This window comes from Pseudomonas sp. MF09150 (assembly GCF_059862355.1).
Map to the genome: position 1 here is coordinate 381,445 of NZ_JCBCUS010000006.1, position 18,987 is coordinate 400,431.

General features: G+C 66.4%; 15 protein-coding genes and 1 pseudogene. 6 read left to right on the forward strand and 10 right to left on the reverse strand.

The features are described from left to right. The first annotated feature begins 3 nt into the window (after nucleotides 1-3). The 5 genes from AC19YX_RS23030 (at nucleotide 4) to AC19YX_RS23050 (ending at nucleotide 5,736) form a co-directional block, all read left to right on the forward strand. Nucleotides 4-987 carry an MBL fold metallo-hydrolase gene (locus tag AC19YX_RS23030; RefSeq protein WP_500607113.1) on the forward strand — a complete coding sequence of 328 codons (984 nt, stop codon included), beginning with the start codon at nucleotides 4-6 and terminating at the stop codon, nucleotides 985-987. 232 nt (nucleotides 988-1,219) lie between these two features. After that, complete coding sequence (locus AC19YX_RS23035; RefSeq protein WP_078468992.1) at nucleotides 1,220-2,224, forward strand: sugar ABC transporter substrate-binding protein; 1,005 nt, start codon at nucleotides 1,220-1,222, stop codon at nucleotides 2,222-2,224. Further along, nucleotides 2,221-3,774, forward strand: coding sequence for a sugar ABC transporter ATP-binding protein (locus AC19YX_RS23040; protein WP_500607114.1), 1,554 nt, complete (start codon nucleotides 2,221-2,223; stop codon nucleotides 3,772-3,774). Before AC19YX_RS23035 ends, AC19YX_RS23040 begins: the two co-directional genes overlap by 4 nt. Then, on the forward strand, nucleotides 3,761-4,765 hold the full coding sequence (locus tag AC19YX_RS23045; RefSeq protein WP_500607115.1) for an ABC transporter permease: 1,005 nt from the start codon (nucleotides 3,761-3,763) through the stop codon (nucleotides 4,763-4,765). The genes AC19YX_RS23040 and AC19YX_RS23045 overlap by 14 nt, the downstream gene beginning before the upstream one ends. Continuing rightward, on the forward strand, nucleotides 4,762-5,736 hold the full coding sequence (locus AC19YX_RS23050) for an ABC transporter permease (protein WP_500607116.1): 975 nt from the start codon (nucleotides 4,762-4,764) through the stop codon (nucleotides 5,734-5,736). Before AC19YX_RS23045 ends, AC19YX_RS23050 begins: the two co-directional genes overlap by 4 nt. Before the next feature lie 102 nt (nucleotides 5,737-5,838). Here the strand turns inward: AC19YX_RS23050 and yghX are convergent, their stop codons facing one another. The 5 genes from yghX to AC19YX_RS23075 all read right to left on the reverse strand — a co-directional run bounded on the left by yghX (nucleotide 5,839) and on the right by AC19YX_RS23075 (nucleotide 11,640). Further along, the gene (gene yghX, locus AC19YX_RS23055; RefSeq protein ID WP_500607117.1) at nucleotides 5,839-6,726 is read right to left on the reverse strand and encodes a YghX family hydrolase; all 888 of its coding nucleotides are present in this window, start codon (nucleotides 6,724-6,726) and stop codon (nucleotides 5,839-5,841) included. Between the two features lie 312 nt (nucleotides 6,727-7,038). After that, nucleotides 7,039-7,485: a response regulator gene (locus AC19YX_RS23060; protein WP_020298949.1), complete on the reverse strand. Its 447-nt coding sequence runs from the start codon at nucleotides 7,483-7,485 to the stop codon at nucleotides 7,039-7,041. Next, on the reverse strand, nucleotides 7,482-9,800 hold the full coding sequence (locus AC19YX_RS23065) for an ATP-binding protein (RefSeq protein WP_078468998.1): 2,319 nt from the start codon (nucleotides 9,798-9,800) through the stop codon (nucleotides 7,482-7,484). Before AC19YX_RS23065 ends, AC19YX_RS23060 begins: the two co-directional genes overlap by 4 nt. Beyond that, nucleotides 9,797-10,459, reverse strand: a complete 663-nt coding sequence (locus AC19YX_RS23070; RefSeq protein WP_500607118.1) for a response regulator — start codon at nucleotides 10,457-10,459, stop codon at nucleotides 9,797-9,799. The genes AC19YX_RS23065 and AC19YX_RS23070 overlap by 4 nt, the downstream gene beginning before the upstream one ends. Further along, entirely contained in the window at nucleotides 10,456-11,640 is a 1,185-nt protein-coding gene (locus tag AC19YX_RS23075) for a sensor histidine kinase (RefSeq protein WP_500607119.1), read from the reverse strand. Before AC19YX_RS23075 ends, AC19YX_RS23070 begins: the two co-directional genes overlap by 4 nt. Before the next feature lie 173 nt (nucleotides 11,641-11,813). Here AC19YX_RS23075 and AC19YX_RS23080 point away from each other — a divergent pair, with 173 nt between their 5' ends. Further along, nucleotides 11,814-12,332: an SgcJ/EcaC family oxidoreductase gene (locus tag AC19YX_RS23080; RefSeq protein ID WP_421546571.1), complete on the forward strand. Its 519-nt coding sequence runs from the start codon at nucleotides 11,814-11,816 to the stop codon at nucleotides 12,330-12,332. A gap of 92 nt (nucleotides 12,333-12,424) precedes the next feature. Here the strand turns inward: AC19YX_RS23080 and AC19YX_RS23085 are convergent, their stop codons facing one another. The 5 genes and pseudogenes from AC19YX_RS23085 to AC19YX_RS23105 form a co-directional block, all read right to left on the reverse strand. Further along, nucleotides 12,425-14,857: an autotransporter domain-containing protein gene (locus tag AC19YX_RS23085; protein WP_500607176.1), complete on the reverse strand. Its 2,433-nt coding sequence runs from the start codon at nucleotides 14,855-14,857 to the stop codon at nucleotides 12,425-12,427. A gap of 74 nt (nucleotides 14,858-14,931) precedes the next feature. Beyond that, a pseudogene (locus AC19YX_RS23090) lies at nucleotides 14,932-17,115 on the reverse strand (beta strand repeat-containing protein); the annotation flags it as partial. Between the two features lie 182 nt (nucleotides 17,116-17,297). Next, complete coding sequence (locus tag AC19YX_RS23095) at nucleotides 17,298-17,825, reverse strand: GNAT family N-acetyltransferase (RefSeq protein WP_500607120.1); 528 nt, start codon at nucleotides 17,823-17,825, stop codon at nucleotides 17,298-17,300. Next, entirely contained in the window at nucleotides 17,825-18,376 is a 552-nt protein-coding gene (locus tag AC19YX_RS23100) for a phage tail protein (RefSeq protein ID WP_500607121.1), read from the reverse strand. The genes AC19YX_RS23095 and AC19YX_RS23100 overlap by 1 nt, the downstream gene beginning before the upstream one ends. Nucleotides 18,377-18,403: 27 nt before the next feature. Then, complete coding sequence (locus tag AC19YX_RS23105; RefSeq protein WP_500607122.1) at nucleotides 18,404-18,976, reverse strand: phage tail protein; 573 nt, start codon at nucleotides 18,974-18,976, stop codon at nucleotides 18,404-18,406. Between the last annotated feature and the right edge of the window lie 11 nt (nucleotides 18,977-18,987).

The window sequence follows — 18,987 nt, forward strand, 5'->3', positions numbered from 1 at the left end:
GGCATGAAAAAATCTCTGGTGGGCACGCTCGGCCTGACGCTGGCATTGGCGTCCGGTATCTCCCTGGCCGAGGCCCCGGCCCAGGTCGGCACCCAAGTGCCGGGTTACTTTCGCCTGGCGGTGGGGGATTACGAGGTGACTGCGCTGTTCGACGGCTATAACGACCTGTCGCCGACCTTGCTCAAGGGCCTGAGCCAGAGCAAGATCCGCGCGCTGCTGGCCCGGCGCTCGATAGAAACCCCGGGGGTGCAGACCGCGTTCAATGCGTTCCTGATCAACACCGGCAAGCAGTTGATCCTGGTGGACACCGGCGCCGGCCAGTGCATCGGCGCCACCGCCGGCATGCTCTCGGCCAATATCAAGGCCGCCGGCTACGACCCATCCCAGGTCGACACCATCCTGCTGACCCACCTGCACCTGGACCACGTGTGCGGCCTGGTCGACGCCGGGCAGCAGCCGGTATTCGCCCATGCAACGGTGTTCGCGGCCCAGGCCGAGGCCGCCTACTGGCTCGATCCGAAGGCCCTGGCCAAGGCCCCCGAAGGCGCCAAGGCCTACTTCAAGATCGCCAAGGACTCCACCGCGCCCTATGTGGCCGCCGGCCGCTTCAAGACCTTCGCCCCCGGCCAGTCGCCGGTGCCCGGTGTCGAAGCCGTGCTGGAACCCGGGCACACCCCGGGCAGCACCACTTACCGCTTCACTTCCCAGGGCCAGAGCATCCTGTTCATGGGCGACCTGGTGCATAACCTGGCGGTGCAGTTCGAGCATCCCGAGGTCTCCATCGGCTTCGACGTCGACGGCCAGCAGGCAATCAAGAGCCGGGCCAAGGTGTTCAGCGCCGCCGCCGCCAGCAAGACCTGGGTCACCGCGGCGCACCTGCCGTTCCCCGGCATCGGCCACATCACTACCCAGGGCAAGCAGTTCCAGTGGGTGCCGGTGGAGTACGGTCCTTACCGGCGTGCAGCCAAGGTGCCTTTGATCGAGTAGGGCGCGCAGTTCCCCAGGGCAACTGTTGGCCTGGCAACAGCGATTCGGCAATTTGCCCGTCCACGCCCCGTGCCCGCCGCCACGGGGTGTTGACCATCGGTAGCGGGAGCCCGGCGCAGAGCGGCGGCTGCCGTGGCTTGGGGGCGCAGAGACAACGACTGCCAGGGTTTGGGCATGGCCTGTGCAATGGCTTGCCGAGGACCATTCCCACGCAATCATTGGAGCTACCTGGATGCCTGATGCCGTTTCTGTTTTTTCGCGGTCGCGCCTGACTGCCTCATGGCGCCTGCTGGCGTGTGCCCTGGTGGCCGCCAGCCTGGCCACGACCGCCCATGCCGACGACAGCGATGTCCCTTCGCTGGCGGGCAAGCGCATCGCGATCAGCATGACCGGCACCAGTCACTACTTCGACATCAAGGCCTTCCAGGCCCAGGTTGACGAGGTCAAGCGCCTGGGCGGAACGCCGATCACCCTGGACGCCGGGCGCAACGATAAAAACCTGGTCAATCAGTTGCAGACCGTGGTCACGCAAAAGCCCGATGCGGTGATCCAGACCCTCGGCACCCTGAGCGTGATCGACCCCTGGCTCAAGCGCATCAGCAAGGCCGGTATCCCGCTGTTCACCATTGACGCGCCCTCGCAATACAGCCTGAACAACACCACGTCCGACAACGTCGCCACGGGCAAGGCCCTGGCCGAGCAGTTGATCAAGGACGCCTCGGGCCAGGGCAATATCCTGGTGTTCAACGGCTTCTACGGGGTGCCGGTGTGCGCCATCCGCTACGACCAGTTGAAGCTGGCACTCAAGGATCAGCCGAACCTGAAAATCATCGAGCCCGAGCTGCGGGACGTGATCCCCAACACCGTGCAGGACGCCTACTCGCAAGTCTCGGCGCTGCTCAACAAATACCCCAAGGGCAGCGTGACCGCGATCTGGTCAGCCTGGGATATTCCGCAGCTGGGCGCGAGCAAGGCCCTGGTGGATGCCGGCCGCACCGAGATCAAGACCTACGGTGTGGACGGCACGCCGGAGGTGCTCGACCTGCTCAAGCGCGAGCATTCGCCGATCGGCGCGGTGGTCGCGCAACAGCCGGCGCTGATCGGCAAGACGGCGGTGCAAAACGTGGCCCGCTACCTGGCCGGGCAGCGCGACCTGCCGAAGGAAACCCAGGTTGCGACCTTGCTCACCACTGCCGCCAACCTGCCTGAGGTGCTGCAACTGAGGGGCGATCAGTGACCCCAGCCCTGCACCTGAAGGACCTGTACAAGCGCTTCGGGGCCACTCAGGCCCTGGACGGCGCGAGCCTGCGCGTGGAGCGCGGCACGGTGCATGGGCTGGTAGGGGAAAACGGGGCCGGCAAGTCAACCCTGATCAAGGTCCTGGCCGGCATCCACCGCGCGGACGCCGGCAGCCTGAGCATCGACGGCCACCGGTTGCAGGCACCGACGCCGCGCCAGGTCGAGGCCCTGGGCGTGCACTTTATTCATCAGGAGCGGCTGCTGCCCGCCAGCTTCAGCGTCGGCGAAGCGCTGTTTTTCGGGCATGAAATCCGCCGTGGACCCTTTGTCGATCGCCGCGCCCAGGAGCGCGAGGCGGCGCGTTTGCTGCGCGATTATTTTGATCTGCAGTTCCCGGTCGGGGCCCTGGTCCGCGACCTCGACAGCGCCCAGCGCCAGGTGCTGCAAATCACCCGGGCCTTGCTCGCCAAGCCGAAAATACTGGTGTTCGACGAGCCCAGTGTGTCCCTGGTCAAGCGTGAGGTGGACCAGTTGCTGGGCATCATTCGTCGCCTGCGCAGCCAGGGCCTGTCGATCCTCTACATCTCCCATTACTTGCAGGAAATCGAGGCGCTGTGCGATCAGGTCACGGTGCTGCGCAACGGCCGCGATGTGGCCGTGGTGGACCCGGCCAGCACCAGCACCGCACAAATCGCGCGGCTGATGGTCAACCGCGACGTTGCAGACATGTACCCGCGCACCCGGGCCGTGCCGGGCGCGCCGGTGTTGCAGCTCAACCAGCTCGGGGCAGGGCACGCCTATGACGCCATCGACCTCAGCGTGCACCGGGGCGAAGTGCTGGGCTTGACCGGCCTGGTGGGCTCCGGGGCCAAGGAGCTGTTGAAAAGCCTGTTCGGCCTGGGCGTCCCCGAGCGCGGCGAAATGCACCTGCACGGCCAGCCCCTGCGCTTGAAGTCGCCGGCAGATGCGGTGCGCCACGGTATCGCCCTGGTGCCCGAAGAGCGCCGCAGCCATGGGGTGGCGCCGCTGTTGTCAGTTCTGGAAAACATCACCCTGGCCAGCCTCGGCACCTTCAGCCGCTGGGGTCTGCTGGACCGAGGGGCGCAGGCCCGGGAAAGCCGGCGCCTGATCGATGAGTTGGCAATCAAGACCACCGGCCCCGATGCGCCGGTGCAGCAACTCAGCGGTGGCAATCAGCAGAAGGTCGCACTGGCCAAGTGGCTTAGCCGGCACTCGTCGTTGTACCTGCTGGACGAGCCGAGCGTGGGCATCGATATCGGGGCCAAGGTGGAAATCTACCGCCTGATCGCACGCCTGGCCGAGAGCGGTGCGGCGGTGCTGGTGCTGTCTTCGGACTTGCCGGAGTTGATTGGCATCAGTCACCGGATCCTGGTGATGCACCGTGGCCGCATCGCCGGCGAATTCGACGCGCGCGCCACCGACAGCGAGCAATTGCTCAGATGTGCCACCGGTTCCGGCGAGCGGCCGACCTCGGCCCCGGCGCACCTGCCTCTGGCGAAAAAGGAAACTGCCGATGTCCAGTCTTGAAGCCTTAGCCCGACCTGCTGCGGAACCTGCGAACCACCTGTTGCCACGGCTGGCGCAGCGCGGTTCGTTGCTGGTGTTCGCCCTGATCCTGCTGGTGTTTGCCTTGACCGCGCCGAACTTTATCAGCGCCGGCAACATCGCCAATGTCTTCGCCCAGTCGGCGATCCTCGGAATTCTCGCTTTTGGCCTGACCTGCGTAGTGATCGGCGGCGGCAACCATGTGGTCTCCGGTGGCCTCGACCTGTCGCTGGCAGCCAATCTGGGGCTGTGTGCGGCGGTCTACAGCAGCCTGAACAATCAAGGCTGCGAGGCCTGGCAGGCGCTGTCCCTGACCCTGGCCTGCGGGGTAGTGGTGGGGGCCTTCAATGGCCTGGCGGTACTGCTGCTCGGCCTGCCACCGCTGCTCGCGACCCTGGCCAGCATGAACCTGGTGGCCGGCCTGGAGCTGGTGCTGACCCAGAACAGCGTGCTGCCCACCGAGTCCGCGTTGCTGGAGTGGCTGGCCTTTGGTGACTGGCTGGGGGTGCCAGCCCTGGCCTGGGTGCTGTTGGCGGTGGCGGCGCTGCTGACCCTGTTGATTCAGCACAGCACCTACGGCCTGCGCCTGTACGCGGTCGGCGAATACCCCGAGGCGGCGCGGGCGGCGGGTCTGGGGCTCAAGCGCTACGTGTTTTCCAGCTACCTGATCGCTGGCGCCTGCGCGGCGGTCGCGGCCCTGTGCTCGGCGGCGTTTTTCAGCGGCAGCACCACCGGCTCGGGAGAGATGCTGCTGTCGGTGGTGGCCATCACCTTTCTGGGCGTGGTGTTCTCCCGGCGCCTGACGGCAAATATTCCCGGGACCCTGCTCGCAACTTTGCTCCTGGGCTTTTTAATCAACGGCTTTCAGCTGCTGAACATCTCCAGCTTCTGGGTCAATGGTGTGCAGGGGGTGCTTATTTTGCTGGTGGTGGCGTTTTCCGCCGCCGTGGCCAAGCAGGAGGGCTACCCATGAGCGGCCTGACCTTGAACCCCCGCGCGCGCGCCGTGGCCCTGCTCGAGCGCCTGCTGCCGGCGATCCTGCCGTTGCTGGTGCTGGGCATTGTGCTGTTTTTCTCGTTGAGCGCCCCGGGCTTTCTCAGCGTGGGCAATCTGTCGAGCCTGGTGCTCAACAACTTTGTGCTGCTGGCGGTGGTCGCCATCGGCATGACCTGGGCCGTGGCCGCCGGTGGCATCGACCTGTCGGTGGGCACCGCCCTGGACTTTGCCAGCCTGGGTTTTGTCGTCAGCCTGAATGCCGGACTTGGCCTGGGACTGGCGATTCTGGTGGCCCTGGCGGCAGGAGCCGGCGCCGGGCTGTTCAATGCGCTGCTGATTGCCGGGCTACGGATCACGCCGTTCCTGGCGACCCTGGGTACGCTGTTTATCGGCACCAGCGTCCAGCAGTTGCTGTCGGACGGTGGCCAGCCGATCTACATCGCCAAGGACGTGTTGCCCGGCATCAGCAGCCTGTTGCTGCTGGGCATCCCGCTGCCGCTGTACCTGGTGGCGGCGCTGGCCGGCGGTTATGGGCTGGTGCTGGCACGGGGCAGGCTGGGTCGCGAGATCCAGGCGGTGGGCGCGCAGCCGCAGCTGGCGTATTACTCGGGCCTGTCGCCACGGCGGATCCTGGCCCGGGTGTTTGTCGGCAGCGCGCTGGTCTGCGCGGTGGCGGGGATTCTGCTCAGCTCTACGGTCAATGCTTACGTGCCGATGTCGGGCAATGCCTTTTTGATCAACGCCATCGGTGCGGTATTCATGGGCACCACCCTCAGTCGCCAGGGCCGGCCAAATGTACTGGGCACCTTGTTGGGGGTGCTGTTTATCAATGTGATTGCCAATGGCTTGCTGCTGATCGGCTGGAACTTCTACTGGCAGCAGGTCGCCACCGGCAGCCTGATATTCCTGGTATTGGCCGCCAGCTTCTACCGCCGCCGCAGCCCGTGATGACCCGCGCAGGCTGCGACAACCCCGCGTATCTACCTGACCCAACACGGCGTCGATGACGGCCAGTGCAACCTCGTGCCTCGGCAGCGACTACAGGCGGGATCAGGTGAGATAGCGCTTGAACCAGGCCAGGGTGCGTTCCCATGCCAGGTTGGCGGCGGCTTCGTCGTAGCGCGGCGTGGAGTCGTTGTGAAAGCCATGGTTGACCCCCGGGTAGACGAAGGCCTCGTAGGTCTTGCCGCCGGCTTTCAGGGCTTTTTCGTAGGCGGGCCAGCCTTCGTTGATCCCGCTGTCGAGTTCGGCGTAGTGGAGCAACAGCGGTGCCTTGATCCGTGCCACGTCTTCTGTCTTGGGCTGGCGTCCGTAAAACGGCACGGCGGCCGCCAGCTCGGGGTAGGCCACCGCGGCGGCATTGGCCACGCCACCGCCATAGCAGAAGCCGGTGATCCCGACCTTGCCGGTGCCGGCCGGGTCCTTCATCAGCCACTCGACGGCGGCGAAAAAATCATTCATCAGCTTTTGCGGGTCGATCTTGGCTTGCAGCTCGCGGCCCTGATCGTCATTGCCCGGGTAACCGCCTACCGAACTCAGGCCGTCCGGGGCCAGGGCGATGTAACCGGCCTTGGCCAGCCGTCGTGCCACATCCTCGATATAAGGGTTGAGGCCACGGTTTTCGTGCACCACCACCACCGTCGGCACCTGGCCGCTGGCCTTGGCCGGGTGCACCCGGTAGGCCCGCACCTGGCCATGGCCCTTGGGCGAGGGGTAGGTGATGTAGTGGGCAACGATGTCCGGGTCGGTAAAGGCCACTTGCTCGGCCAGCGCATAGTTGGGGCTCAAGGCGGCCAGGGTCGCGCTGGCAGTCATGCCCATCAGGGTAAAGGCCGCGGCCCGGTCGAGAAACTGGCGGCGATTGATCCGGCCGTGGGCGTAGTAGTCGTAGAGTTCCAGCAATTCGGGGCTGAAGTCTTGCGCAGTCAGGCGTTCCATCGGGGCTTCCTCATGAATCGCCCGCCGGCCCCTGGCAGCACTCACGCATCAGGGACGACGGGCACAGCGTCGGGTTGACTGAGTAAAGCAGCCTTTGCGCAGACGGCAACGCGACCGCACCCGCCGCGGCTGGCGCGGTGCTGCCGGCATCACCCATGGCGTTTGGTCCGAGGCCCTACCAGTTGTAACTGATGGCCCCCACCAGGTTGCGCTCGTCGCCGTAACGGCAGGCGTTGGCGCAATACAGGTAGCGTTCGTTGCTGAGGTTTTGCGGGCCCCGTGGTGCAAGGTCGCAGGCCGGTTCCCGGGGGCTTAGCGGCGGCGCAGCAAGTCGATGCGGTCCGCCGGCACCAGGGTGCGCAGGGTGTTGTAGAGGGCGCGGGTTTCCAGCAGGTTCCAGACCCGAAGCATGGTTTCCAGGGCATCCAGGGGCTTGCTGATGAAATCATTGGCACCTAGCGCCAGGGCGCGCAGGCGGGTGTCGCGGGTAGCGTCGGCGGTCAGCACCAGGATTGGCAGGTACTCGCCCTGGGGGATGCGCCGGCTGAGCTGTTCGAGCACGGCAAAACCGTCGAACTCCGGCATGTGCAGGTCGAGGATCACCAGGTCCGGCTCGAAGCTGTTGAACAGGTCCAGGGTGCGCAGCGGCTCGGTGCTGCTGAGCACATTGCTCAGGCCTTCGCGGGCCAGCAGTTGCTCCATCAGCTCCAGGTTGGGCCGCTGGTCGTCGATGATCAGGATGCGCAAGTCAGTGGTCACAGGGGCTCCGGCAGGTGTCGGTCGAGGTGGGACAGGAACGCCGGAATATGCAGTGGCTTGGTCAGCACTGCCGTGGCCCCGGCATCGAGTAGCGCCTGCTGGGTGCGCTCGCTGGCATCGGCGGTAATCATCAGCACCGGCGTGGCGCAGGTGATGGGCGAGCGACGCAAGCGTTGCAGCAGGGTCAGGCCGTCCATGTCCGGCAGGGCCACGTCCAGCAGGATCAACTGCGGCGCGTGCTGGTCGGCCAGGTCCAGGCCCATCTGGCCCTGCATGCTCGACAGCAGTTTGAGGCCGGGGCGGCGTTGCAGCAGGGTTTCGATCAGGGCCAGGCTCGACAGGTTGTCCTCGATGCACAGCACCTTGGCGCGGTAGCCGACCACGCTGGCCGGGACTGGAGTCGGCGCGATCGCCCGGGGCGGCGGCGGGTGGTGGGGCAGGCGAGCGAAGGGCAGCTCCAGGGTGAAGCTCGAGCCCACGCCGGGTTGGCTGAGCACGCTGAGGTTGCCGTCCATCATCTCCAGCAGGCTTTTGCTCAGGGCCAGGCCCAGGCCGGTGCCTTCGACGTTGGGGTCGGTTTCCAGGCGCTCGAAGGGCTTGAACAACTGCGGCATGCGTTCGGCGGCGATGCCCTTGCCGCTGTCGACCACGGCCACGGCGATGCGCGGTGGCTCGACCCTGACCTCAATCTGCACCCGGCCGCCGGCGCGGTTGTATTTGATGGCATTGGACAGCAGGTTCAGCAGCACCTGCACCAGCCGTTGGCGGTCGGCGACGATGCCGCTGTCGTCGGCCAGCGCCGGCAACTCCAGGACCTGGATCCCGGCCGCTGCGGCCATCGGCGAAACCAGCGCCAGGGCCTCTTGCAGCACCTGGGCCAGGGGCACGGCTTCGATATTCAGGGGCAGGCGCCCGGCCTCGATCTTGGCGATGTCCAGCACTTCGTTGATCAGGGTCAGCAGGTGTTGGCCGGCCCGCAGTATGTGCCCGACCTGGGCTTTCTGCGCGTGGGAGGCGTCCATGTCGAGCAGTTGGGCGAAGCCCAGGATCGAGTTCAGCGGGGTGCGCAGTTCATGGCTCATGCGCGACAGGAATTCGCTTTTGGCGCGGCTCGCGCGCTCGGCTTCTTCACGGGCGGTGCGCAGGGCAATTTCCGCCAGCCGCCGGTCGCTGATGTCGCGGGTGATCTTGGAAAACCCGCGCAAGGCGCCGCTGGCGTCGTACTGCGCGGTAATCACCACACTGGCCCAGAACCGGCTGCCGTCCTTGCGGCAGCGCCAGGCCTCTTCCATGAAATCACCGTCGCGGGTGGCTTCGCGCAGTGCCAGTTCGGGATGCTGCGGGCACTCCTCGGGCAGGTAGAACAGGGAGAAATGCCGGCCGATGATTTCCTGTTCGGTGTAGCCCTTGATCCGTTCGGCCCCGGCGTTCCAACTGGTGACGTAGCCGTCGGTATCGAGGGCGAAAATACCGTAGTCCTTGACCCCGTCGATGATCAGCCGCAGGCGTTCCTCGTTGTCGCGCAGGGCGCGTTCACGCTCGGCCAGCAGGTGCCCGGCTTCCACCAGGCGGGTGCCCAACTGGCCTATTTCATCCTGCTCCGGCGGTTGCGGCCACAAGGGTTGGCCCAGGGCCAGGCGCTGGGCATTGCGTTGCACCTGCTGCACCCGGGCGACAATGCCCTTGGACAGAAACAGCACCGCGACAATCGCCCCGAACAGCCCACACACCGCCGCCAGCCAGGTCGACAGCAGCAGGCGTTCGCGGGTGGCGGCGGCCGCGATGGTGCGCTCGGCCAGCAGCCGATCTTCCAGGGTGCGCATGGTGGCGATGCGTTCGCGCAGCTCGTCGAGGATGTGCTTGTTGCTGATCAGGATGCTGGTGATCAGCTCCGGGGTGGCCCTGCGGTCTTCAAGCATCTCCGCCAGGCCATCGACTTTGCTGTCGATCAGCGGCGCGATGGCGTCCAGCTGTTCACGCACCCGGGGGTCGCGCACGTTGCTGTCCAGGCGTTGCAGCGCGGCGTCGATCAGTGGCCTGGCCTGGCGATAGGCCGGCAGGAAGTCTTCGCGTCGGGTCAGCAGGTAGCCACGCACGCTGGCCGCCGCTTCGGCGAGCAGGGTGTGCACGGCCTGGATATCGCCCTGCACCAGCAGCACCCGGCGCACGTCCTCTTCAGCGCGGGCGGTCTGGCGCTCGGTGGTGTAGATCAGCACCAGGGACAGCAGCAGAATCACCAGCGGCAGGGAAATCACCACCAGCGCCTTGCCCCGCAGCGGCAGGTCGGCCCAGTAGCGGGCGCGCCACAGCCTCACGGTTGCGCCACCAGGCCCAGGGCGATGCCGCGCACGGCGGCCTGGGTCCGGTCGGCGGCGCCGAGTTTGCCGATCACCCGTTCGACATGGGCCTTGGCGGTGCCGGTGGTGATGCCGAGCTGCTCGCCGATCTGGCGATTGCTCCTGCCATCGGCCACCAGCCCCAGGACTTGCCGTTCGCGCGGGGTCAGTTGCTCGCTGGCAGCACCGTTGCCGCCGCGCTCGGTCAGGCGCCGCAGCAGGCGCGCACTGACGGCGCTGTTCAGCGCCGCTTCGCCAGCGGCAACCCGTTGCAGGGCGTCGATCACTTCGTCGCGGCTGGCGTCCTTGAGCAGATAGCCCACGGCCCCGGCGTTCATGGCCGCCTCCAGGTGGTCCGGGCTGTCGTCCATGGTGAAGATCACCACTTTCAACTCCGGCAAACGTTGTTGCAGGAGCCGCGCCGCGCCCAGGCCGTTGAGCAGCGGCATGCGGATATCGAGGATCACGATGTCCGGCAGCACGCGCTCGCACAGCGCCACGGCCTCCTGGCCATCGCGGGCCTGGCCGACCACCTCGAACTGGGGATGACCGGCCAGCAGAGCGACAAAGCCGGTGCGGGTCACTTCGTGGTCGTCGGCCAGGACCAGGCGCAGCACGGGGTTGCTGGCAGTGCTCATCCCAGGGCTCCTTGCGCGGTACAGGGCACGCAGGCCAGCAGTCGGGTGCCGGCAGTGGGGCGGCTGGTGCAGGTCAGGCGCCCGCCCAGCAGGCTGGCCCGCTCCTGCATTGCCGCCAGCCCCAGGTGCTGGGTGTCGGCATGGTCCAGGGCCTGCTCCCGGGCAAAGCCCAGGCCGTTGTCCTCGACCCGCAGCCAGGCCTGGCCGGCGTGCAGCTCCAGGGCCAGTTGCACCTGGCTGGCCTGGGCGTGCTTGAGGATGTTGTTGATGGCTTCCTGGGCGATGCGAAACAGGCCGATCTCGGTCTGGCTCGGCAGGCGCGCCGCGCAACGCTCGTGCCACAGCACCTGGATCCCGGCGTCGCGCAGGCGATCGGCCTCTTTGTCGACCGCCTTGAGCAGGCCGAAATCATCCAGCACCGTCGGCCGCAGCCCACCGATCAATTGCCGGCCTTCGCCCACGCAATGCTGGGCCAGGGCCAGGATGTCCTGCAGGTCGCCGTCCAGTGCCCCGGTCAGGGGTGGGCAGCGACCGGCAAAACCTTGCAGGCGCTGATGCAGGCCGGCGAGGGTTTGTGCCAGGCCGTCATGCAGGTCGTAGGCCACGCGTTTGCGTTCGTCTTCCTGGGCGCGGAACAGGCGGTCCACCAGCTCGGACAAGGTGCGATCGCGGGCCACCAGGGTATCGAGCAACTGTTGGTTCTCCAGGTGTGCGGCGAGCAGGGTGGCCAGCAGTTGCAGGGATTCGAGGTCTTCGTTGTCCGGCGCGCTGATGCTGACGCTGTTGGCCAGGACCAGGGCGCCAAAGCTGGTGCCATCGCCGCCACGCAAGGGCACCCGCAGCTCGCTGGGCAACGGCGCCCCGGGGTTTTCCTGCCAGTGCGGCGCACGCAAAGTGCGGTCGGCGCTGCGGGCCAGGCTCTGCAGGCGTTCGCTGTTGCCCAGGCTGGCGCGGCTGTGGACCTCACCGGCGGCGTCCCATTCCAGCAGCACGGCGTGGTCCATCGCCAGGAACCCACAGGCGCGGGTCAGCACCCGCTGGCGCTTGGCGTGGGGGCTGAGCTGAGTCAGTTCCTGGCCGGTGTCCACCAGCAGGCGCAGGCGTGCGGCGCGGCTTTGCGCCTGGCGATACTGGGTGCGAATCGCCAGGGCGCTGGCGGGATCATGGGGCGGGGTGGGCAAGGGGCGGCTCCGGCGCTCAGGCACGCTCGTTCGGGCAGGGGCGCTATTAAACCGTGTTAACGGGGGCGGCGACCATCTGCCAAATGGCATAGGCAAATGCCTCCGGTTGGCCGATGGCGGCGCGTGCGCCGGACCACAGACTGTGGCCATTGCCCCCCCACTGGAGAATCGCCATGAAATTGAAAACCTCGGCCCTGATCATGTTGCTGGCCCTGGGCGCGCCCCTGGCCCATGCCTTGGAGAGCGTGCCCTACGTCTACAGCAGCGTGGCGCAACAGCCGAGCAGCCAGCAGGATCGTGAAATCGCCGGCCTGTTCGACCGCTGGAACGGCGCCTTGCAGACCGGCGACGCCCAGGCGGTGGTCGACCTCTATGCCTCGGATGCGGTGTTGCAGCCCACAGTGTCGAACCAGGTGCGCACCACCCCGGCGCAGATCAAGGACTACTTCGAGCACTTCCTGGCACTCAAGCCCGTGGGCCAGATCAACTACCGGGAAATCCGCCAGCTGGGCAGCAATGTGGCCATGGACAGCGGCGTCTACACCTTCACCCTGACCGGCACCGACGGTCGCAGTCGCCAGGTCCAGGCGCGCTACACCTTTGTCTACGAGCAGGAAGGCGGGCAGTGGAAAATCCTCAACCACCATTCCTCGGCCATGCCGGAACCGCAGGTGCTGCACGCCGGCAAGTAAAGGCAGGGAGTTGACGACCCTGCGCCACGGGATGGGCGCAGGGTGCGGGAGAGGCGGATGGCGCCGGGGCCGGCGTCATCCGTTGCTGCGGGCTAGAACTTGCCGTTGACGCCGATGCGGAATGTGTCGCTACGCTCGTCGCTGCCCAGGGCGGTCTTGTAGGAGAAGCCCATCTGCCAGGCCCGACCCAGGTTGAAGTCCAGACCCAGGTCGAGGTTGGCAAAATCGCTGTCCAGCGGGTCGGGCTTGAAGCGGTAGAGAATGCTGTCGTCACCCTGGTCGGTGTAGCGCATCTTGTAATCGCTGCTGCCGCTGAAGTTGTGGCCCCAGGCCAGCCCGACTTTGGGCGTCATCACCCCGAGTCGGGTCGGCACGTCATACCCTGTGCGCAGGCCGATAAACGAGGTGAAGTTCTGTTGCCGCTGCTCGTCATAGGACAGCCCGTAGATGCCGCCGCCGCTCTCACGGAAGGCGTCCATGCGTGTGGTGCTGGCGTTCAAGCGCCCGTAAGGGGTGAGCGACAGCGGGCCCTGGCGGTACTCGTAGCTGGTGGTCAGCGAGGCGAACAACTGGTCGGCATCACGGGAACCCTTGGCGTAGTCATCGTTGCTGCCGGTGATGTAGCGCCGCGAATCGAAGCTGATGCGGTTGTAGCCCAGCAGGCCGTCGACGAACACCTGGGGTGCCACGTTCAGGCTCAGGTAAGTGGCGATACCGATGGCGTCGGCGTCACTGCGGGTCTTGTTGTCCCCGATGTCACTGCGGTCGTTGCCGTAGCCGATACCGACACCGGCAATCGCGGTCGGTGACAGGCGATAGTCGATGCCGGCACTCAGGCCCAGGGTGGTGAAGCTGTTGTCCCGCGCCCCACGAGTGTGGGTCGAACCGTTGTTGATGAAGCCGTCGCTCCAGTAGGCGATGGCGTCTTGCTTGCAGCCGTCTTCGACTTCGGCTGCGGTCTTTCTCTTCTCTTCGTCGGTGGTGTTGGCCGAGCCGCCCAGTTGTTTCTGCACGGCGCTGGATATTTCCTGCATGGGCACCTCGTGCCCGTCTTTTCTCACGCTGGCATTGAACGAGTTGCGGTTGCAGGACACTTGATGCAACTGCTCCAGACGGCGGTTGAAGTTGTCCATCTGGGTGCTGGCAAAGCGTTCTGCGGCCCGGGTCTGGGCGTTGAGCAGGCCGATCACCTCGGCATCCCTGCTCGGGTCCGGGCGCGCCTCGATGATAAAGCTCACGGAACTGGCAGCACTGGAGCCGCTGCTGTTCTGCAGGCTGAAGGTGACGACCGCGGTGCCAACAAAGGCCGCCGACGGCACGAAGCGCATCGAGAACGGGCCCATCATCATCGCCCGGCCGGCGGAGGCGGGGGTCACGGTGCCCAGCGTCGCCAGGGTAAAGGGGCCGCCGGTGGCGCCCTGGGTCAGGTCGACGGTGGCGGTCTGCCCCGAGGCCAGGATCTGGCTCGACGCCGGCACGGTGATGGGCACGGCGGCGATGGTCAAGGTGTAGGCCTTGGAGGTGTTGGCAGCGTTGGCGTCGGTAGCGGTGATGGTCAGGTTGTAGCTGCCGCTGGCCGTCGGTGTGCCGCTGAGCACGCCGCTGCTGGTGTTCAGGGTCATGCCGGCCGGCAGGCTGCCGGTGACGCTGTACGTGTAAGGCGCGGTGCCGCCGGAGGTGCTGAAGGTGGCGCTATAGGGACTGCCTGTGGTGCCGGCGCCCAGGGAGGCCGGGGTCAGCACCAGGGTGGGCGCGCTGATGGTCAGGCTGACGGTGGCCGGGCTGGACGTACCACTGCTATTGGTGGCGGTGTAGGTGAAGCTGTCCGCACCGGAGTAACCGGCGGTCGGGGTGTAAGTGATGCTGGTGCCGCTGGCGGTGGCGGTGCCATGGCTGGGGGCGCTGGCCACGGCGACGCTGGTGGCGGTGCCGCCGCCGAGGTTGAGGGCGATCGGGTTGGCGCTGCTGTTGGCGGCGACGGTGGCGCTGACGGCACCGGTCATGGGCAGTGCATCGGCAATCACCAGCGTGTAGGTCTGCGATCCGATGGCGCCGAAGGCATCGGTGGAGCGCAGGGTCAGGGTGTAGCTGCCGGCGGCGCTCGGGACGCCGCTGAAGATCCCGGTGGAGCTCAGCGCCATGCCGGGCGGGATGGCGCCGCTGAAAAGGCTGTAGCTGTAGGGCGCAGTACCGCCAGAGGTGCTGAAGATGAGGCTATAGGCACCTCCTGCCGTGGCGCCAGGGGCTGTTGCTGGGCTGACGATCAGGGTCGGAGCACTGACAGTGACAGTCACGGTAGCCGGGCTTGAGGTGCCACCGCTGTTGGTGGCGGTGTAGGTGAAGCTGTCGGAACCGGAGTAGCCGGCGGTCGGGGTGTAAGTGATGCTGGTGCCGCTGGCAGTGGCGGTGCCATGGCTGGCCGCGCTGGCCACGGCGACGCTGGTGGCGGTGCCGCCGCTGAGGTTGAGGGTGATCGGGTTGGCGCTGCTGTTGGCGGCGACCGTGGCGCTGAGCGCACCGGCGATGGCGGGGCAACGCTGACGATCACGGAGTAGGCACGCGCTCCGGTCGCGCTGTTGGCGTCGGTGGCGGTCACGGTGAAGTTGTAGCTTCCGGTGGCGGTGGGAGTGCCGCTGATGAGGCCGGCTGAACTCAAAGTCAAGCCTGTCGGCAGGCTGCCGCTAGTGATGGCGAAGGTGTAGGGGGCGGTGCCGCCAGTGGCACTCAGGCTGCTGCTGAAGGCCGTGTTTATCGTCATCGGGCCCAGGGTGCTCGGGGACACATTGATGGTCGGCGCCGTGACGGTGATCAAGACGTTAGCTGCGCTGGAGGTACCGCTGCCATTGGTGGCGGTGTAGGTGAAGCTGTCCGCGCCGGAGTAACCGGCCGTGGGGGTGTAGGTGATCGAGGTGCCGCTGGCGGTGGCGGAACCATGGCTGGGGGCGCTCGCCACGGCCACGCTGCTGGCGGCGCCGCCGCTGATGCTCAGGGTGATCGGGTTGGCGCTGCTGTTGGCGGCGACCGTGGCACTGACGGTACTGGTAACCGGCGGTCCGCTGCCGACCGTCCCGGAATAGGAGCGAGAGCCCGTCGCACTGTTGGCGTCGGTGGCGGTCACGGTGAAGTTGTAAGCCCCGCTGGCAGTGGGAGTGCCACTAATGACGCCGGTCGAAGTGTTCAGGGTCAGCCCATTAGGCAGGCTGCCGCCGGTGATGGCGAAGGTGTAGGGGGCGGTGCCGCTGCTGGCGCTGAAGGTGGTGCTGTAGGCGCTGTTCGCCGTCATCGCGTTCAGGATGGACGGGCCGACGGCGAGGGTTGGAGCACTGACAGTGATTGTCACGGTGGCCGGGCTGGACGTACCGCCGGCGTTGGTGGCGGTGTAGGTGAAGCTGTCGGAACCGGAGTAGCCGGCGGTCGGGGTGTAAGTGATGCTGGTGCCGCTGGCAGTGGCGGTGCCATGGCTGGCCGCGCTGGCCACGGCGACGCTGGTGGCGGTGCCGCCGCTGAGGTTCAGGGTGATCGGGTTGTTGCTGCTGTTGGCGGCGACGATGGCGCTGACGGCACCTGCCACGGGCGGCGCCAGAGCGTTGATCAGCAAGCTGTAGGCGCGGGAACCGGTGGCGCTGTTGGCGTCCGTGGCGGTAACGGTCAGGTTGAAGGTGCCACTGGCGCTCGGTGTGCCACTGAGTACGCCGGTGCCGGTGTTCAGGCTGAGACCGGCCGGCAGGCTGCCGGCGCTGATGGCATAGGTGTAGGGCGCGGTACCGCCGGAGGCGCTGACGGTCTGGCTATAGGCCGTGCCCTGAGTGCCGTTGGGCAGAGTGGTCGGCGTTATCGTCAGGGTGGGCGGGCTCACGGTGATGGTCACCGTGGCTGGGCTGGAGGTGCCGCTGGCGTTGGTGGCGGTGTAGGTAAAGCTGTCGGAACCAGAGAATCCGGCGGTCGGGGTGTAGGTGATGCTGGTGCCGCTGGCGGTGGCGCTGCCATGGCTGGCCGCGCTGGCCACGGCGACGCTGGTGGCGGCGCCGCCGCTGAGGGCCAGGGTGATCGGGTTGGCGCTGCTGTTGGCGGCGACCGTGGCACTGACCGGGCCGACAGTGGGGGCCGGCACGTAGGTATAGCCATTGGTCAGGGTCGCGCTGCCGCTTGCGGTGGTGACCGTCACACTCACTGCGCCTGCGGCGTGGGCCGGGGTGGTGGCGGTGATGGTGGTGGCGTTGTTGAAGGTGAAACCAGTGGCCGCTGCTCCGCCAAAGGTCACCGCCGTGACGCCGGTAAAGTTGGTGCCGGTAAGGGTGACGGAGGTGGCGCCGGCGGTGCTGCCGCTGCTTGGGGCGACCGAGGTCAGGGTCGGGGTCGCGGAACCGGTGACCACCAGGGTATAGGTGGCGACCCCGGCCTGGTTGAGGCCGTCATTCAGAGAAATGCTGAAGGTATAGGTGCCAGCAGTGGTCGGTGCACCATGCAGGGTGGTCGATGAACTGTGGGGCGAGGCGTCGAGGACCAGCCCCGGCGGTAGGCAGGGGGTAATGCCATCGTAGTCCGGGTCGTCGATGTCGCATTCCACCCACAGGTCCAGCGGCATTGCGCCCCCGGAGGAGGTGATGGTGATACTCATGGGCTGACCCACGGCTACCGAAGGCAGGGTGGAACCCGATGCCGGGCTGGTGATGGTCGGTGCGGCCTGGGCCTGGAGGGCCAGGGGCAAGGTCAGGAGCAGCAGGAAGACTGATGCCAGTCGGCGTGCCAGCCGGGCACCGCGGGTGGTGAGCATTGTTATCATGTTGAGGCTTCCTGCCGTACGACCCGTGTGAGGTTCGTGTCCAGCTCAAGTGTCATTAGTTGTCAGATGGGCACAGATATCGCCGGCCAGCAGCACGGCTGCTAGCCGGGAAAAATCATGTTGCTGTCACTGCCGGTAAAGCTGTGTGTTCGAGTATTCGTATCGCTGGCGATCCTGGTCGGCTACTCCTGGTGTGCCCGTGCTGGGCGGCGCATCTGGGTGTGGATGCCGGTTTCGCCGCAGGACTCGAAGCCGAGTCGCTCGTACAGCCGGCGGGCCCGACTGCCTTGCTCGACACTCAGGCTGCAGACTTGACGCTGGGCATCGGCCTGGCTCAAAAGCGACTGCAACAGCTCGCTGCCTATGCCCTGGCCGTGCCATGCCGGCAGCAGGGCAATATCGACGACGCGCAACTCGCTCGCGCTTCGGTCCACGCACAGGCGGCCAATGGGCGCACCGGCATATTCGACGATCAGAAAATCCGCCCTGGGGTAGTGCTTTTCATAGTGCTGGCGCTGCAACTGCGCCTGGGAGTGCAGGAACGCCCGGCGTTGCGCGTCGCTCCAGCCCGGCACCGCGCTGACTTCGGACCAGCGACGGGTCACGAAAAGATCCTGGAGAAAGTCCAGGTCAGCGGTGGTCTGCGCACGCAGAACGAGGTCGCTGCGCCAGGGCCGCAGCGACTTTGATGGGGCACTGGGGACGCTCATTACGGCCTCACGGGGTATTCGCCGTTGAGGCAGATGCAGTAGGCCAATGTCTGGAACGGCTGCAAGGTGCTGCGCGTCGTACTGCTACCGGGCGTCATTTGCCCGGCCGAACCGATGGTGCCGGCCGCCAGGGTCGGATCGCCTGAGGCGGGTACAACGTTGTTGTAGACGCGCACGTTGCGCGGTTGCGACAGATAGGAAGACCCATCGGGTGTATCCACGGCGGCCGCGCTATCGGTGCCGTCCTTGGCGTTTACCGCATGGGTGTGGCTGGGGATATTGGCCGACAGCAGCGTAACCTCATCGGCGCCTACCGCGGTGCCAATCGGCCGGGGCAGCAGCCCGGGGCCATTGCCCGCGCCCATCGCCGCGCGGCCATTGAGGTTGGGCAGCTTGAAGTTCTGCCCCACGCTGCCGCCGTAGGCATAGCCGATGACCGAAAACAGCGCGGGGTATTGCTGGATCGTTAGAACCGAACCGTCGCAGTAAGCCCAGTCCAGCGGTGCGAAGTTAAAAGGCAACAGGCGGATTTCACCGGTGAAAGCATCCATGAGCGGTCGTTCCTTGAAAAAAGAGGCTTACGGCCGAGTCGGGTAGATGCCCGCCAGGCAGATGATGTAGTTGATCGCCAGCGAGCCCATCATGTTGCTGTGGGGCGTGCTCACTGCCACGCCGCCAGCCGGGTCGAGAAAGTTTGGATCGAGGTTGACCGAGGGGGCAGTGTTGGTGCCTGCGCTATACAGACCCTTGATCACCCCGGCCCCGGGAAACTGGCCGAAGGTCTGGCTGGACGGTGCCGCAGGTGCCGGGGGCACCGGGGTCGTGGAGGTGGCGAGGGTGCTGCTGACCACGAATGCGTGGCTGTGGGCGGGGGTATTTGCTGATGTCAGGGTCACCGTTTCGACGCCTGTAGCCTGGCCCAGCACCCTTGGGGTCAGTCCGGGGCCTATGCCTTGCCCGATCGGCAGGCGACCGCGGTAGTCCGGCAGGCCGAAGTTGGTCACGCCGTTGCCGCCATACACGGTGCCCAAAATTGAAAACAGGGCTTGATAGGCGCTGACGGACAAGAGCGAACCATCGCACAGCGCCCAATCTTCTGGCGCATAGTTGCCGGCAAACATGCGGATTTCTCCGAGGTAAGCTTCAGACATTTCAGTTTCCT